16 protein-coding genes and 2 pseudogenes are annotated in these 14943 nt (G+C 69.0%); 9 read left to right on the top strand and 9 right to left on the bottom strand.

What is annotated here, in order from left to right; translation table 11 throughout:
- Nucleotides 1-98 precede the first annotated feature (98 nt).
- The 5 genes from F8566_RS34075 to F8566_RS34055 all read left to right on the top strand — a co-directional run bounded on the left by F8566_RS34075 (nt 99) and on the right by F8566_RS34055 (nt 4027).
- Entirely contained in the window at nt 99-899 is an 801-nt protein-coding gene (locus tag F8566_RS34075; RefSeq protein WP_151565971.1) for a 2-keto-4-pentenoate hydratase, read from the top strand.
- A 53-nt stretch (nt 900-952) separates the two neighbouring features.
- Complete coding sequence (locus tag F8566_RS34070; RefSeq protein WP_151565970.1) at nt 953-1345, top strand: carboxymuconolactone decarboxylase family protein; 393 nt, start codon at nt 953-955, stop codon at nt 1343-1345.
- Nucleotides 1338-2294 (top strand): VOC family protein, encoded by a 957-nt coding sequence (locus F8566_RS34065; RefSeq protein ID WP_151565969.1) that lies wholly within the window; start codon nt 1338-1340, stop codon nt 2292-2294. The genes F8566_RS34070 and F8566_RS34065 overlap by 8 nt, the downstream gene beginning before the upstream one ends.
- Nucleotides 2291-3139 (top strand): sugar phosphate isomerase/epimerase family protein, encoded by an 849-nt coding sequence (locus tag F8566_RS34060; protein WP_151565968.1) that lies wholly within the window; start codon nt 2291-2293, stop codon nt 3137-3139. Before F8566_RS34065 ends, F8566_RS34060 begins: the two co-directional genes overlap by 4 nt.
- Nucleotides 3140-3352: 213 nt before the next feature.
- Nucleotides 3353-4027: a TetR/AcrR family transcriptional regulator gene (locus F8566_RS34055; RefSeq protein WP_151565967.1), complete on the top strand. Its 675-nt coding sequence runs from the start codon at nt 3353-3355 to the stop codon at nt 4025-4027.
- Here the strand turns inward: F8566_RS34055 and F8566_RS50310 are convergent.
- From F8566_RS50310 to F8566_RS34030, 5 genes are all read right to left on the bottom strand, one after another.
- Nucleotides 3993-4715, bottom strand: coding sequence for a cytochrome P450 (locus F8566_RS50310; RefSeq protein WP_192809998.1), 723 nt, complete (start codon nt 4713-4715; stop codon nt 3993-3995). The two genes, F8566_RS34055 and F8566_RS50310, sit on opposite strands and share 35 nt — an antisense overlap.
- A gap of 281 nt (nt 4716-4996) precedes the next feature.
- A complete protein-coding gene (locus F8566_RS50305; protein ID WP_192809997.1) occupies nt 4997-5140 on the bottom strand; it encodes a hypothetical protein in 144 nt (47 codons plus the stop codon).
- Between the two features lie 1116 nt (nt 5141-6256).
- Entirely contained in the window at nt 6257-7081 is an 825-nt protein-coding gene (locus F8566_RS34045; RefSeq protein WP_192809996.1) for a pentapeptide repeat-containing protein, read from the bottom strand.
- Nucleotides 7082-7654: 573 nt separating this feature from the next.
- Nucleotides 7655-7807, bottom strand: a complete 153-nt coding sequence (locus tag F8566_RS53105; protein ID WP_404800371.1) for a hypothetical protein — start codon at nt 7805-7807, stop codon at nt 7655-7657.
- Nucleotides 7804-8097: a hypothetical protein gene (locus F8566_RS34030; protein WP_151565963.1), complete on the bottom strand. Its 294-nt coding sequence runs from the start codon at nt 8095-8097 to the stop codon at nt 7804-7806. The genes F8566_RS53105 and F8566_RS34030 overlap by 4 nt, the downstream gene beginning before the upstream one ends.
- A gap of 260 nt (nt 8098-8357) precedes the next feature.
- Here F8566_RS34030 and F8566_RS34025 point away from each other — a divergent pair, with 260 nt between their 5' ends.
- Nucleotides 8358-8789 carry a flavoprotein gene (locus F8566_RS34025; RefSeq protein WP_151565962.1) on the top strand — a complete coding sequence of 144 codons (432 nt, stop codon included), beginning with the start codon at nt 8358-8360 and terminating at the stop codon, nt 8787-8789.
- 112 nt (nt 8790-8901) lie between these two features.
- Here the strand turns inward: F8566_RS34025 and merB (F8566_RS34020) are convergent, their stop codons facing one another.
- The 4 genes from merB (F8566_RS34020) to merA all read right to left on the bottom strand — a co-directional run bounded on the left by merB (F8566_RS34020) (nt 8902) and on the right by merA (nt 12477).
- A complete protein-coding gene (gene merB, locus F8566_RS34020) occupies nt 8902-9549 on the bottom strand; it encodes an organomercurial lyase MerB (RefSeq protein WP_151565961.1) in 648 nt (215 codons plus the stop codon).
- 86 nt (nt 9550-9635) lie between these two features.
- The gene (merB, locus tag F8566_RS34015) at nt 9636-10352 is read right to left on the bottom strand and encodes an organomercurial lyase (RefSeq protein ID WP_151565960.1); all 717 of its coding nucleotides are present in this window, start codon (nt 10350-10352) and stop codon (nt 9636-9638) included.
- Nucleotides 10353-10471: 119 nt separating this feature from the next.
- Entirely contained in the window at nt 10472-10957 is a 486-nt protein-coding gene (locus F8566_RS34010) for a MerR family transcriptional regulator (protein ID WP_225993747.1), read from the bottom strand.
- A 26-nt stretch (nt 10958-10983) separates the two neighbouring features.
- Nucleotides 10984-12477: a mercury(II) reductase gene (gene merA / locus F8566_RS34005; RefSeq protein WP_151565959.1), complete on the bottom strand. Its 1494-nt coding sequence runs from the start codon at nt 12475-12477 to the stop codon at nt 10984-10986.
- A gap of 129 nt (nt 12478-12606) precedes the next feature.
- On the opposite strand from merA, the gene F8566_RS34000 reads away from it, so the two are divergent.
- The 3 genes and pseudogenes from F8566_RS34000 to F8566_RS53280 form a co-directional block, all read left to right on the top strand.
- Complete coding sequence (locus F8566_RS34000) at nt 12607-12999, top strand: ArsR/SmtB family transcription factor (RefSeq protein WP_151565958.1); 393 nt, start codon at nt 12607-12609, stop codon at nt 12997-12999.
- Between the two features lie 257 nt (nt 13000-13256).
- Nucleotides 13257-13712: pseudogene (locus F8566_RS33995) on the top strand (chromate transporter); the annotation flags it as partial.
- A gap of 115 nt (nt 13713-13827) precedes the next feature.
- A pseudogene (locus tag F8566_RS53280) lies at nt 13828-14112 on the top strand (IS982 family transposase); the annotation flags it as partial.
- Nucleotides 14113-14943 lie beyond the last annotated feature (831 nt).

The following is a 14943-nucleotide window of genomic DNA, read 5'->3' as shown; positions in this document are numbered from 1 at the left end:
GTGTGGGTGGTTGTGACTTGACTCACCTGGCATAATGTACGAACTAGTACGAACGAGCACAAGACCTGGCCTTATATCGGTCCGGGAAGGCGGAGCACATGATCGAAGATGCGGGCCCGGCCGGCTGGACGGTCGAGCGCGCGGTCACCGAGCTGCTGGATCGCGAGACCGGCCGCCGGGCCGGAGGCCGCCTCACCGACCGGTGGACCGAGCTGGATCTGCCCACCGCCTACCGGGTGCAGGACGCGCTGGTGCGGCGCAAGGTCGAGTCCGGCGAGACGATCGTCGGGGTCAAGCTCGGCCTCACCTCACGGGCCAAGCAGGAACGGATGGGCATCGCCTCGCCGCTGACCGCATGGCTGACCGACGTGATGGTGCTGCCTGAGGGCGAACCGATCCCGCTGGGCTCACTCATCCATCCCCGGGTGGAGCCGGAGATCGTCTTCGTCCTCGGTGAACGGCTGGCGGGACCGGGGGTGACCGCCGCGAGCGCGCTGTCCGCGGTGGCGGCCGTGCATGCCGGCTTCGAGGTGATCGACAGCCGCTACACCGACTTCAGCTTCGCGCTGCCGGACGTCGTGGCCGACAACGCCTCCTCCTCCCGTTTCCTGGTCAGCGCCTCCGGCCTGCCACCCGAACGTCTGGACCTCGCCGCGGAGGAATGCCGGCTCGCCATCGACGGCAAGGTCGTCGACCGGGCGACCGGCGCCGCCGTTCAGGGGCACCCGGCCGAGGCGCTCGCGCTGGCGGCCAACGCCCTGAGCGAGCGCGGCATCGCCCTGGAAGCCGGCTGGACCGTCCTGACCGGCGGGCTCACCGACGCGGTGTTCGCCGAACCCGGGCGCCATATCTCCGCGGCTTTCACCCACCTGGGCTCCCTGACCGTGACCGGAGCCTGATGCCCCACCACAACGATCCGCACGCCAACGATCCGCACGACGACAGGAGCCACATGGACCAGCGACCCGAGACCATCGAGGAGTACCGCGCGACCTACGAGGAACTGGTGGGGTTCGTCCCGCCAAGGGTGCAGGCCCGGTTCGCGGCGTCGTCGGAGGCCAACCCCGAGGTTCTCGTGGCGCAGGAACGGCTGCGCAATCTGATCATGTATCCCGAGGCGCTGGACCAGAAGACCGTCCAGCTCGTGCTGTTCGGCATCCTGCACGCCAAGCTCAGCGATGCCGCCAAGCTGCACGGGCTGGCCGCGCGGCGCGCCGGGGCGAGTTGGGAGGAGTTGCGCGCTGTCATCGACCTGGCGTTCCTGTTCACTGGATTTTCGGCCGCCAACCGCGGGCCGCAACTGCTCGCCGAGATCGCGCAGATGGAGACCGACACCCATGAGTGAAACCGCCGAACCGATGTACGAGCTGGCCCATCTCGGGCACGCCGAACTGCTGACCCCGGTGTACGAGCAGAGCCTGGAGTTCTTCGTCGAGGTTTACGGGATGGACCTGGTCCAGGAGTCCGGCGGCAGCGCCTACCTGCGCGCTTGGGGCGACCACGACCTGACCACGCTGAAGCTGACCGCCTCCGACCGGGCAGGGCTGGGCCACGTCGGCTGGCGGACGATCAGCCCGCAGGCCCTGGACCGGCGCGTCGCGGCCCTGGAAGCGCGCGGCGTCACCGGCGAGTGGATCGACGGCGATGTCGGGCACGGCAAGGCGTACTCCTTCCGCACCCCCAGCGGGCAGCGCAACGAGATCTACTACGAGACCGAGAAGTACCAGGCAGCACAGGGCAAGAAGTCCTACCTGCCCAACCAGCCGCAGTCCTCGGTCACCCGCGGAGCGGCCGTCTCACGCATCGACCACATCAACGTCCTGGCGCGCGACATCCCGGCCGCGCGCGAGTTCATGTGCCAGACGCTCGGCTTCAAGCTGCGCGAGCATCTGATCCCGCCGGACCAGCCCGAGGCGGGTGCCTGGCTGAGCCTCATGAACAAGGCTCACGACCTGGCCATCACCCGTGAACCCGCCGACACCACCGGCCGGCTCCACCACCTGGCGTACGCGGTAGAAAACCGGGAGGACGTACTGCGCGCCGCCGATGTCTTCTGCGAACTCGGCACCTTCATCGAGTTCGGCCCCGCCAAGCACTCGCGGACTCAGGGTTTCTTCCTGTACGTCTACGAACCCGGCGGCAACCGGATCGAAGTGTTCGCCGGCGGCTTCCACATCTTCGCCCCCGACTGGGAACCGGTCACCTGGACCACCGAAGGGCAAGGCCGTTCCACCGCCTGGGGCCTGGACGTACCCGCCAGCTTCCACACCCACGCCACCCCCGTACTGCCATGACACCGGCACTGACCGCCAGCTTCGTGACGCTCTCGGGAGCCGGCTTCGCACAACCGGCCCGGGTCCCGTTCGCCGAACGATGCCGCGCCGCCGCCGCAGCGGGCTTCACCGGTATCGGGCTGCACGCCGACGACTACCAGAGCATGCGCATCGAAGGCATGGGCGACAACGACCTACGTGCGCTGCTCGACTCCCACTCCCTGGCGCTCAGAGAGGTGGAGTTCCTCAACGGCTGGGCCCACTCCGCCGACGACTCCACCGCTGTCGACGGCACCGGCGTCTTCAGGGAACTCGGCGCGGCGTTCACCCCCCACCACGTCACCACCGGCGAGTTCGGCCCGGACGCCCTCGACGTCCGGGCCGCCGCGGCCAGGCTGCGCGCGGTCTGCGCGCACGTCGCCGATCTGGGCCTGCGGGTCGCGGTGGAAGCCTTCCCCTGGTCGGGCCTCAAGGACGTGGCCACGGCACGCGCCATCGTGCAAGCCTCAGGCGCCCCCAACGCAGGACTCATGATCGACGTCTGGCACTTCTACAACTCCCGCTCCACCCTGGCCGACCTCCAGGGCCTGCCGCCCGACCAGATCGTGGCCGTCCAGCTCAACGACGGCCGCATCGTCGACGACGACTTCCTCACCGAGGCACGGCGCGGCCGCATGCTCCCCGGTGAAGGCGAACTCGACCTGCCCGGACTACTGACCGGGCTACACGAACTGGGCTTCCGCGGCCCCTACTGCGTCGAGGTCAACTACCCCGAGTTTCGGGAGCTTCCCGTGGAGGAAATGGCGGACCGAGCCTTCACCTCAGCCACCACGGCACTGCAGACCCTCCCCCAGGACTCCGGCTGATCATCTGTTCCGTTGTCACTGAGGGACGGGCAGGGACGCAGCTCCAGCGCTACGGTGCCGCCCAACGGCTCACCGGCCGACCCAGCTGACCACGACCGGCGCAGCCACCCCGACACGGCGGGCCATCCGGCAGGCACAAGGCCTTCAGCAAGGAAGGGCCTCACACGCACCATAAAATGGATCGTTCGCCGGTCAGCCGTTCCATGGAGCCACATGCCACCCGAGCCCCTCACCCCCGCCGCACAGGCACGCCAGCGCGACGCCGAGCGCACCCGGGCCGAGATCCTGGAGGTCGCCCAGCGCGAATTCGCCAGGCACGGGTACTCCGGGGCCAGAGTGGACGACATGGCCAAGCTCATGCGCGCCACCAAACGAATGATCTACTACTACTTCGGCGGCAAGGAACAGCTCTACATCGCCGTCCTGGAAAGGGCCTACAACCAGATCAGGGCCGCCGAGGCCACCATCGACGTACAGCACCTCGCCCCCATCGAGGCCATCCGCACACTGGCCCAGCTGTCCTTCGACCACCACGACGCCCACCAGGACTTCATCAAGCTCGTCGGCATCGAGAACATCCACCACGCCGAACACCTGCGTAAGTCAGACCTTCTGACCAACCTCGGCACGCCCGCGACCGGCCTCATCTCCCAGATCCTGGACGCCGGACGCGCCAGCGGCGACTTCGTCACCGACGCCGACGCCATCGACGTGCACATGATGATCAGCGCGTTCAGTAACTTCCGGATCTCCAACCAGCACACCTTCGGTGCCCTGTTCAAACGCGACCTGAACGCCCCCGAACACCGCGCCCGCCACCGCGAAATGATCGGCGAAATGATCGTCGCCTACCTCACCGGCGCCGGACGCCGCACACGCGACCACTAAGGGGGCGGCTCACCTCCCGGTCAGGGGCGAGGACGACGGGCAGGCGCTTGATGCCTCGGATCATCGTGGAGCAGAGCCGCTCGTCCGGCCCGACGACGCTCCAGTGCCCGAACCGCTCGACGAGTTCGTCGAAGAGCACACGTGCTTCGACCCGGGCGAGGGCGGCGCCGAGGCAGAAGTGCTCGCCGAACCCGAACGCGAGGTGCGGGTTGGGGTCACGAGTGACGTCGAACTCCTCCGTGGTCTCACCGAAGACCCGTTCGTCCCGGTTCGCGGCCCCGTACAGCATGACCACCTGGTCTCCGGGCGCCAGGTGACACCCGGCGACCTCGGCGTCGGTGGTCACTGTGCGCGCTTGGTGGACGAGCGGGCTCACCCAGCGAAGCAGCTCCTCGACGGCGAGTTTCAAGTCACGTCCCTCGCGGAGGCGCTCCTGCTGGGCGGGATGCGCGTCAGCCAGAAGGCCGCGGGTGATGAGGTTGCGGATCGTCTCGTTACCGGCACCGAGCAGCAGGTAGCAGAGCATGTGCAATTCGTGAGCGGTCAGGGCGTCACTTTCGGCCTCGACGAGCGCGCTTACGAGGTCGTCGCGGGGGTCCGTCCGGCGCTGGGCGATGATGTCCTCGAAGTAGGCGGGTTGCTCGGACAGGGCGGTTTCCTGGAGGTGGGCGAAGTCAGGGTCCGCCACCCCGACCGAGCCGTTGGTCCAGGGATGAACTTGTCGCGATCCTCCACGGGGACGCCGAGCATCTCGGCGATGACGATGACGGGCACGCGGGCGGCGATGGTCTCCACGAGGTCGAACGGTTCGCCGGTCGGGACGTCGTCGAGCGCTTCCCGGACGATGCCGCGAACGTGAGGCTCCAGCTTGGCGACAGCCCCGACGTTGAAGGACCGGTTGATGAGCCGGCGCTGGGCTGCGTGCTTGGGGAGGATCGGTGCTGATCAGGGTGACTCCCCCGGGGACGATCATCTCGCCTCCCGCATCGCTATGCCCTGGCCGCCGCAGAACGTGGCCGGGTCCCTGGAGACGGTCAGGATGTCCTCGTGCCGGGTGAGGGCGAACAATCCGCCCGCCGCACACCAGTACACCCATAGGGTGCATCGAGGCATGGGATCGTTTCGGGCGCGTTTTTGGATCGATCCAAACGCCGTGTTCGCTCGTCGTTCCGGACTGGGGACAATCATGGCCCGATACGCCCCCCCGTGGCCAGTTGCTCAGAGTGACATCGCCCCTTGCATCACCCCCGACGAGGAGCCCTGAGTCGTTGGACTGTACGTCCTGGGGCTGCTGGTACTGATGTGGCCCGGATCTGCCAGCCCATGCCATGAACTGAAGTCGGTGCAGCAGCGCCCGGTCCGATGCAGTGAAACGCACCCTCTTCCCGGCCAGCTGACGCTCCAGGACCATGATCTGATGCCGCAGCACCAAGATCTCGGCGTCCTTCTCCTGTTCGGTCATCGGAAGCAGACGCAGCACCGCGAAGGTGTTCGCCACAGTCAGTAGGCCAGTCGCAAGAGCACAGCCGCTCATCATCCCGCGGCAACCGACCATGCCTTGGCTTGCCCTGCGACCGCCCGAGCCCGGCGCCGAGGCCTCTCACCTGCACAAACGTGGTTTTCGGCAAGCACAGTGCCCTGCACGCGTGGGAGTGCGCGGGGCGACGGGCGACCGTCTGCAGAGATTCACACGGGCACCGCTCCCCTGCCCGGTTGAAAAATGAAGCCACGCACCCGCTGCTTCCCCATGCGTGCTCCCGTTGCTCCCGCCCGGAGCGGGGAGCGACGGGAGCACGCAGGGTTCCCGAACCGTTCTGAACGGACGTCAACGAGCGTCAATGCCCACCGCCGACCTGCGGCATCTTGAGAATGCGCAGGTCCGGGATTGATCGGTACGACCTTGACACGGTAGAGGTCACTGGTTCAATCCCAGTATCGCCCACCACCCTTTCCCCAGGTCAGATCCCATATCCGGCCTGGGGATCTTGCATTTCCGACCGGGTCAGCCCACCATCGGGAGCACGTTGCTCCACGGTTTGATCGGAACTACCCAGGCATGGGTCGGCGTCATTGTCACGGCCGGTTGCCAGTCAGGTCGGTCCATCGTTCCTGGAGCCGGTTTCGCAGGTCATTGGCGCATCGGGTCGCTGACGTGTGGCGAGCCGTCGAGGGGTGCGTCCGGCGAGGAGGCGGGGCGACAGCCGGGGCCTCGACTAGTCTCCTCCCCTTCTAGGAGCTGGAGGGCGGGCGCGTCGAGCGTCCGGCTTGATCCCGTCCGCCCGGATCGAACCCCGGCTCCGCGGGACGCTCCTGGACCTGCGTGTGCTCGTCGGTCCATGCCACCAGCTGAAGGTCGTCGAGCGTCAGGCCGCGGACGCCGGTCATCACCGTGCCTTGCAGCCTCGCGCCGGTCAGGTCGGCGTCGAGCAGGTCCACATCGTCCAGGCGGGCGTTGCGCAGGTCGGTGCCGACCAGGTCCGCGCCGCCCAGATTCACCTCGCGCAGGATCATGCTGCTGAGATTGGTGCTGTGCAGGTCCGCTTCGCGCAGGTCGGCGCCGCTCAAGTTCGCGCGGTTGAGGATCGTACGGCTGAGGATGGCGCCCTGCAGCCTCGCGCCGCTCAGGTCGGCGTACGCCAGATAGGCGTTGCGTAGATTTGTGTGGCGCAGATCCGCGTCGCACAGTTCCGTGAGGTACAGGTAGGCGCCGCTCAGGTTCAGGCCGCCGAGGCGCGCCCGTCCGAGGTCGAGGCCGCTGAGGTTGAGGCCGCGGTGCTCGCAGTGGCGTGGCATGCGGCCCAGCGCGGTGAGCGCAGCCTGCACATCGGCCTGGGGCCCCGCCTTCGGCCGGGGTCGGGGGGCCGTGGAGATCAGCCGGTCGTCCAGCCGGGAGGCCGGAGCCCGGCGTCGGACGAACGCCGTCAGCGCCTCCGCCGCCTCTTCGAGCGGGGCGGGCGAGTTGTCGGCCAGGCGCGCCAGCAAGTCGATGCCGTCCAGCCGGACGTCCATCTCCGCCGAACCGAGCTGCTCCACCGCCCGGGCCAGTGTCCCCATCAGACCATGATCGGGCATGGCCGCCGCAGTTGGCACGGTGAACGGGGCGACCGGTCAGCAGGACCTCCACCACCTGGCCGTCGCCGAGGTAGGGGCACAGGCCGAGATAGGTGCGGTTCTCCACGGTCTTTGCGTCCGGTGTGCAAAGGAACTGGGCTCCTTGGAGGATCCCCAGGCCGACGCCGACCTGGTCGCCGGGCAACGCCTTCGCCGCGGCGCTGATGATCGGGGTCATCACGAAAATGAAGCCGACACTGAGCCCGAGCATCCCGGCCGCCGCGGGGATCACCGATGTGTCTCCTGCGAACGTTGAGAGGAACAGGGCGAACACTCCCGTCAGCACCAGGGGCCGGGTGCCGACGCGGTCGGCGAGGCGTCCGATCAACGGCGACAGGACGGCGACCGCGGCCCCGGCCGGGATCATGACCAGGGCGCCCGTCCCCGGTCCATGTTTTCCGCCCAGGCCATGACGATCTCCTTCCAGATATGTGATCAGGCCGGCGCCCCGAAAGTGGGGCGGCCGGGGTCGGAGTCATCCACGCTCGACTGGGCATGAGCGCTCAAGCGCCCACGTCATCCCGACCGATGCCGCTTTTGGCGAGGGGACTGCTCACCGGCGGTGATGATCGCTTCCAGGTCGGCGCGAGAAAACCGCAGGTGCTTCCCCAGGAACGTGCACGGGATCGCTCGAGCGGCTGCCTTCCGACGCAGCCACGACGCCTTCACACCCAGCAACGGTTAGTGACCGTCAATCGGCCGTCGGTCCCGGGCATGGCGAGGTCGAAGCCGCTGGTGCTCTCACCTTGATCGAAGTTGACGCTGGAGATGTCCGGGTCATCGGTGTCGGCGCCGTAGATCGACAGCCAGCCTTGGTGCGTGGGACGGCGGGCGTTGATGTTGACGGCGGCGGCCGATATCTGGACGCCTTGAGGGGCTGCGGCTGGGGCGATCGCGTCGAAGGTGATCGACGCGCCGGCCTCTAGGGGCGCGGAGGAAACCCACCAACTCCTGACCACCCTGCTACGCCAACCACCCCGACCACCCCAACGCCCCCAGTCAGGGAAAGCACCCCCAACCAGCACGCACAGAGCCTCCAACCACCGAGCAGCCAGCGCTAGCCGCATCGGATTCCTCGGGCGTCGACGCCGCCGTCGAGGCCAAGCTGAGCGTCAACGCCTCACGCACCTACCACCGCCTCGACAACGGCACACTGGTCAAGTCACAGGACCCGCCAGCCGACGAGCAGCACAACCCGAGCAGCACAACCCAATCGCAAATGACCGCCGTCCTCTACGCGGTGGCCTGCGCCGCACCGCCCACCCGCCACATCAGCGGGCTCATCACCACCGCCCAACAGCACGGCTGGGACGTCTGCCTGATCACCACCCCCACGGCCACGGCATGGCTCGCCGACGAACTTCCAGACCTGGCCGACCTCACCGGACATCCGGTCCGCTCGACCTACAAGCAGCCCAACGAGCCGGACGTCCTGCCACCCGCCGACGCGATGCTCGTCGCGCCCGCCACCTTCAACACGATCAACAAATGGGCCGCAGGGATCAGCGACACCCTCGGCCTCCTCAGCGAAGCGATCGGCCTGGGCATCCCGATCACCGCAGTGCCCTCCATCAACGACGCACTTCATCAGCCGGCCCACCGACCATGCCGAGCCCCTGGCGCCCGACACCGAGACTGCGGCCGAGCATGAAGTGGCCGACGACGAGGCGTACGTGCAGCTGCCGGTCGACCCGGCTGAACCCATGGCTAGCCGGCTCGCGATCATTTAAGGTCCCGTCGCGCCAGGGAGCCGACGCCACGGGCTAGCAGCAGGAGCACTCGCCTGGGCCACCGGCCAGCGGCAGGCTCTGGATCAGGGACCGGGCCTGGTGCTGAGCCTGGGCGGTGGGCAGGACGCTGGCGCCGGGGTGGTCGTGCAGCCACGCGGCGGCGGCGTGGGCGCTGGCGAAGAAGTGCACCTGGTTGCAGAACGAGGACCGGATCTCGGTGCGGTCGGCAGGGGTGACCAGCGAGACGACGGTCGTGGCGGGCTCGACCGCGGTGACGCGATCAGGTTCGACGTGCAAGTGCACCGGGACGCCGGTGGCGTGGCAAGTCGACTCGACGTCGGCGGGGCGGCCGAGCAGGGCGGGGAAGACCAGGGTGTCCAGCGCGCACCACGTGAACAGCGAGGCGCCGTCGACGATGAAGCGGTGCGCGGTGGGCCGCAGGGTGATGCCGTTGCCGATGATCTGGCGCTGGTCGTCGTATTCGATGTCGCCCTGGCCCGCCAGCGCGGCCCGGACTTGCTCGATCGGGCGGCCGGTGACGGCGGCCAGCTGGTCTGCGGTGACCGGCCGGCCGCGGGCCAGCAGCCGCAGCAGCGGCAGGCCGAGCCAGTTCAGCGTGCTGCCGGTCTCGGCGCGGAAGACACCCTCCAGGGACGGCTCGGGTCCTGGCTGGCTGGTCATGTTCACTCCTCCTCGCGTGGTTCAGCGGTGTCGATGCCCCGGCGGGTCTGGGACTCGGCCCTGCGCCGGATCGATCGCGGCGGATGTCAGCTGGTGAGGGTGGGCAGGGCGGTGGTTTCTGCGCGGAGCTGCCGCCACCAGGTGTTCAGGTCGGCGACCGGCAGGACGCGGCCGGTGGGGTGGTCCTTGTGCCAGGACTGGGCGGCGTCGGTGGAGGCGAAGAAGGGTTGCTGGCTGCAGGCGTCGCGGTCGACGGTGGCGGGGTCCAGGTTCTGGCTGGCGGTCAGGATCGTGCCGGGTGCGGCGGCGGGGTCGATGAGCGCGACCACCGTGCCGGCGGGGTCGGCCTCGACCGCCCCGGTGGGTGCGAAGTCCACGGTGATCGGGGTCGCGGTGACGGGGCAGGTGGACGTGATGTGCAGCGGCTGGTCGAGTGCTTGGGCGACCAGGAAGGTGTCGGGTGCGCAGCCGCTGACGGCGATGGTGCGCTGTCCGATGCGGTACCGGTAGCGGGATGTGGAGGTGGTGGCCATGTCCAGGTGGACGTGCTCGTCGTCGTGCCAGATGCGTCCCCAGGTGGACACGCCGGCGGTGGTGGTGTCGATCAAGTGCTGGGTGTCGTCGGGGGTGCGGTGCAGCGCGGCCGCCAACAGCCGGAGCGGGGTCGGGTGGTCTCCGGCCGCCGTCAGCGCGATCACGGCGTGGATCAGGTCGAACAGGTGGCGGTGGCGGGTGAACATGGTGCGCCAGTTGTCCTCGAACGAACCGGCGCCGACCGGTCGGCGGGCTGAGCCGGTGTTCATGGCAGGCTCCCTTGGCTGGGTGGAGCTGGATGTTTGGCCAGCTCACCGAGACGTTAGGGTCTGCCCCCGGGGTGAGAGTCAAGCCCTACCTCGCCCTTGCCCCGGTCCGGGCGGGAGGGTCAGGGCCGGGGAATGCAGCGGGGGTCACCGGCCCAGCACAGGTCCTGCTCGTCCAGGTCGGCGCGGTGGGCGGCCTCGAACTCCTCGATCCGGCGCAGTGTCCGCTGCTGGGCGGCGATGCGCTGCTCCAGCCGCCGCCGCGACCGGCGCAGCAATTCGGCCAGGTGCGAGCCGACCGGCTCACCGCTGCCGTCCCCGGCCGCCCCGGCCGCCCCGGCCGCCGTGGCTGCCGTGGCTGCCGTGGCTGCCGTGGCCGTGGTGGCCAGGTGAACGATTTCCGCGATGGTCAGGCCGAGGCCGCGCAGCTCGCCGATGAACCGGACGCACCACAGTGCGTCGGCGTCGAACAGGCGGTAGCCCGCGGGGCTGCGGCCCAGACTGTAGATCAGCCCGAGATCGGTGTACTCACGCAGCGTCTTGACCGGCACCCCGGTCCGGCGCGACAGCTCACCGACCGTCATCGGCCGCAACTCGTTCACGCTCACGGCGCGCTCCCTTCTTGAGCGGCTGGTCAGGTGGCGCAGCACGACAGCTTGGCCACATCACGGGTGTAGGTCTGGGCGGCCAGCTTCAGCGCTTCGGCCATCGTCAGGTACGGCGACCACAGACCGGCGATCTGCTGCACCGTCATCCCGGCCGCCAGCGCGTACACCGCACCGGCGATCACCTCACCGGCGCCCTCGGCCAGGACATGGGCGCCCAGCAGCCGACCGGTCCTCGCTTCGGCGACCAGCTTGACCAGCCCGCGGGTGTCCCGAGTCACCAGGGCGCGCGATACGTATTCCAGCGGCAGCACCCGGCACTCACACCTGATCCCCTGCGCCAGCGCCTGGACCTCGGTGAGCCCGGCCGAAGCGACGACCGGGCTGGTGAAGATGACCTGCGGCAGCGCGGCATAGTCCAGCGTGTGCTGTGCACCGTCCAGCGCGTTGTCGGCGACCAGCGCGCCGTGTGCGGCGGCCACGTAGACCAGCTGCGGATGCCCGGTCACATCACCCGCAGCCCAGACCCGGGGGTTGGTGGTGCGCAGGCGGTCATCGGTCACGATTTCGCCGCGCTCACCGGTCTTCACCCCGACCGCGTCCAGGCCGAGGCCGCTGGTGACAGGGCTGCGTCCGGTGGCCACCAGCAACTGCTCGGCCCGCAACGCCATCACCTGCCCACCGCAGGCGGCCGACAGCACGTACCCGGCATCCCGATCGGCGCCCTGACCGGCATCGTTGCCGGTCAGGCCGGCGGAATCGTCGCGGTGTACGGCGGTGACGGTGGCGGCGGTGTGCACGCCGATGCCCTCTCCGGAGAACACCTCTTCCAGCGCCGTGGAGATCTCGGGCTCGGCGAACGGCGCCAGCCGGTCCCGTGCCTCCACCACGGTGACCCGCACCCCCAGCCGGGCGAACAACTGGGCCTGCTCCAGCCCGATCGAGTTGCCGCCCACCACGACCAGCGATTCGGGAAGCCGGTCCAGCTCCATCGCCGTGGCCGAGGTCAGATATCCAGCCTGCCGCAGTCCGGGAATCGGCGGCGCCCACGGCGTGGACCCGGTCGCCACCAGGTAGTGGGCGGCCTTGAGCACCGTGCTGCCGCCGTCCTGCAGGTCCACCCGCAGCGCCGGGCTGTCGGCCTCACCGGTGAACGAGGCGGTGCCGCGCAGGATCTGCCATCCGTACTCGGCTGCCAGATCGGTGTACTTGCCGGCGCGCATGCCCTCCACCAGAGCGGTCTTGCCGCCGATCAACGTGCCGAGGTCCACCGGACCCGCCTGGGTGACGATGCCGGGAAAGGGCTGAGCCACGGCCCCATGCCGGGCCTCGGCCGCCGCCAACAGCGCCTTGGACGGCACGCACCCGGTGTTGACGCAGGTACCGCCGACCGTGCCGCGCTCGACCATGACCACCGAGGCGCCCTTGGTACGGGCCGCGATCGCCGCGGCGAAGCCAGCCCCACCCGACCCGATCACCGCCAGATCGACCCCGTCCTCCGCCCAGGCCTCCGCAGCATCCATGACCTCGTCCCTCCTTCGATCCCCCGCACCTGGTCGAGCCCATCCGGAACCACTTCTATTCGCTTTGCCGAATAACAAGCTGTCCCCATACTATGCGGATAGGCGAATTGCAGAAGGTGGAAGGATCCCGTGAACCCGACTCCTGCCCTGGCACTCGGCCGCGCCGACGGCCCGGCCGAGTGCACGCATACCGACACCGTCGCCACGTTCTTCCGCGCCCTGGCCGACCCCACACGGCTCAAGCTGATGGAGTTCATCCTGGGCGGCGAGCGCACCTCCGCCGACTGCGTCGCCCACGCCGGCATCTCCCAGCCCCGGGTGTCGGTGCACCTGTCGTGCCTGGTCGACTGCGGCTACGTCACCGCCCGCCGCGACGGCAAGAAACTGCGCTACTCAATCGGCGACCCCCGCGTCGCCGACCTGGTCGTCCTGGCCCGCGCCCTGGCCGCCGACAACGCCGCCGCCCTTGCCTGCTGCCCCCGCATCTCCCCAGCCCCCCGACCGCACCCCCGACAACGCTGATGCTGAACCGGCGCTGAGCCCGTCAGCGCGCCCCGAACTCCAGGGGCCCACCGGCCCTCAACTCCCTGCGGTCCCAGCCGCCAGGCCCGGACCCACCACCGGATGACCCGGCCCGCCACCATGACCCCACAGACCAGCAACATCAACATCGACTATTCACAAGTATCGGAAGTTGGGAGGGATCGGCGCTTTAGGCGGGGCCTCTGGGCTCGGGGTTGGGCTGCCGCTGGAAGATCGCGCGTGTTTGGGCTGCGTGTATGGGTGAACCTCTTCCTATCCCGTCGCCCGAGGCGGTGCACGCCGCGCGGGCTCATCTGGCCCGCCGGTTCGGGGAGGGGGTGGAGGCCTTGTTGTGGGAGGCGCACGAGTACCCGATGCCGGACGTGGACGCGGTCGGAAAGGCCACCTGGGTCACCTTCGTGCCCTGCTTCATCTTCATCTTCCTCGGCGCCCCTTACGTCGAACGCCTACGCGGCAACGCCTCCATCACGGCCGCGCTCACCGGCATCACCGCCGCCGTCGTCGGCGTCATCGCCAACCTCGCCGTCCACACCCTCTTCCGCACCACCCACACCCACGACTGGGGGCCGATCCACCTGCAACTCCCCGAGCCGGCGACATGGCGGCCCACCGCCCTGATCATCACCCTGGCCGCCCTGGCCATGGTCTTCCACCTGCGGTGGAGCGTCCTGCGCACCCTCGCCACCTGCGCCACCCTCGGCCTGGCCGCCACACTCATCTGGCGACACGCCCGCCCCCGAATCCTGGACCAGCAGCCCCGAGGGCCGAAACGCCCCCCGACATCCAAGGGCGGCGACACCGGGCTTTGCCCAGCTCGGCATCCAGCCACTGCGGCCGACGATGCGCGGCGAGCAGCCTCGGCCGGTGCGAACGCCTGCTCAAACCGGCCCGGCAGCTGATCGAGTCGGTCAACAACACCCTCAAGGGACAACTCGACCCGGAAAGACACGGCGGTCACACCTTCCAGGCGTCGCCACACGCGTCATCTAGAGGATCCTGGCCATGGCGGCGGCGATCCGGCACACCCACCGCACCGGCCGGCCAGTCACCCGCTCGCCGATCGGCTGCGACCATGAAAGATCACTTGTCTAGCCGACGTCCTCACCGACAGCGGGACTGTGGGGTGGCGCCCCGGCTCCACCGACCGGCCCGCACGAAGCCATGCGATGAGCCACGCCGCCTCCATCGCCCCGTCCAGCAGGTAGGTCCAGCGGAGCCTTCCGCGATCAGCAGACCCGCCACGGTCTGCTCCAGCCACTCATCCTCCTTGGGACCGAAGACCCACTCGAAACTCCTCATGCTGACCAAGGCGGCCCGGCTTTTCGGGCAGGCCGACCAGCCGCAAGACCGTTCGCCCAGACACGTGAGAGTCAGGCCGACCGCTCCAGCGTTGCTCCAGCTTCTCCGCCACGGTTATGACCACCGCACTGACCAACCCGGCCACGAGATCGTCCCTACCGCTCGCACCCACATGACCGGCCCCTACCCCGACCGATGCCACTGATCCCTGGCCGCGGCAAGCAAGATCGACACCGATACCCACCTCCGCCCTGGCTGAACGGCGGTTTCGTGACACTGGCCGCATCAACGTCCGGTGATCGCGGGCCCGCGATCCGCATCGTCCTGACGGCGCCAGGGCCGAATCGGGACGGCGGGATGCGGATCACCCTCATGGCGGGACGTCTCGCTTGTGGCGTCGACACCGGCGTGGACTCCCGCCTCACGTTCATCACGGGGCAGAGTGTGACATCCGGTTCACGTGCGCTGCAGGGAATGGAACTCCGGCCGAGTCGAGGGCAACGTGAATCGGATTAAACGGACCAAACGCGACGGATACGGGCGCGCCGGCTTCGACCTGCTCCCCCTCCAGATCCTCCACGCCGATTGACAGCCATCACACGACGTGATCGCCCCACAACAATC

Source organism: Actinomadura rudentiformis, assembly GCF_008923185.1.
GTDB lineage: Bacteria > Actinomycetota > Actinomycetes > Streptosporangiales > Streptosporangiaceae > Spirillospora > Spirillospora rudentiformis.
This window is presented reverse-complemented; position numbering and strand designations above follow the sequence as displayed.

What these genes read in the sequence shown, in the direction of transcription:
- F8566_RS34075 (WP_151565971.1), top strand. Translation starts at nt 99, where the DNA reads ATGATCGAAGATGCGGGCCCGGCCGGCTGGACGGTCGAGCGCGCGGTC.
- F8566_RS34025 (WP_151565962.1), top strand. Translation starts at nt 8,358, where the DNA reads ATGACCGCCGTCCTCTACGCGGTGGCCTGCGCCGCACCGCCCACCCGC.
- F8566_RS34060 (WP_151565968.1), top strand. Translation starts at nt 2,291, where the DNA reads ATGACACCGGCACTGACCGCCAGCTTCGTGACGCTCTCGGGAGCCGGC.
- merB (WP_151565961.1), bottom strand. Translation starts at nt 9,549, where the DNA reads ATGACCAGCCAGCCAGGACCCGAGCCGTCCCTGGAGGGTGTCTTCCGC.
- F8566_RS34070 (WP_151565970.1), top strand. Translation starts at nt 953, where the DNA reads ATGGACCAGCGACCCGAGACCATCGAGGAGTACCGCGCGACCTACGAG.
- merB (WP_151565960.1), bottom strand. Translation starts at nt 10,352, where the DNA reads ATGAACACCGGCTCAGCCCGCCGACCGGTCGGCGCCGGTTCGTTCGAG.
- F8566_RS50305 (WP_192809997.1), bottom strand. Translation starts at nt 5,140, where the DNA reads ATGCCTCGATGCACCCTATGGGTGTACTGGTGTGCGGCGGGCGGATTG.
- F8566_RS34065 (WP_151565969.1), top strand. Translation starts at nt 1,338, where the DNA reads ATGAGTGAAACCGCCGAACCGATGTACGAGCTGGCCCATCTCGGGCAC.
- F8566_RS34045 (WP_192809996.1), bottom strand. Translation starts at nt 7,081, where the DNA reads ATGGGGACACTGGCCCGGGCGGTGGAGCAGCTCGGTTCGGCGGAGATG.
- merA (WP_151565959.1), bottom strand. Translation starts at nt 12,477, where the DNA reads ATGGATGCTGCGGAGGCCTGGGCGGAGGACGGGGTCGATCTGGCGGTG.
- F8566_RS34055 (WP_151565967.1), top strand. Translation starts at nt 3,353, where the DNA reads ATGCCACCCGAGCCCCTCACCCCCGCCGCACAGGCACGCCAGCGCGAC.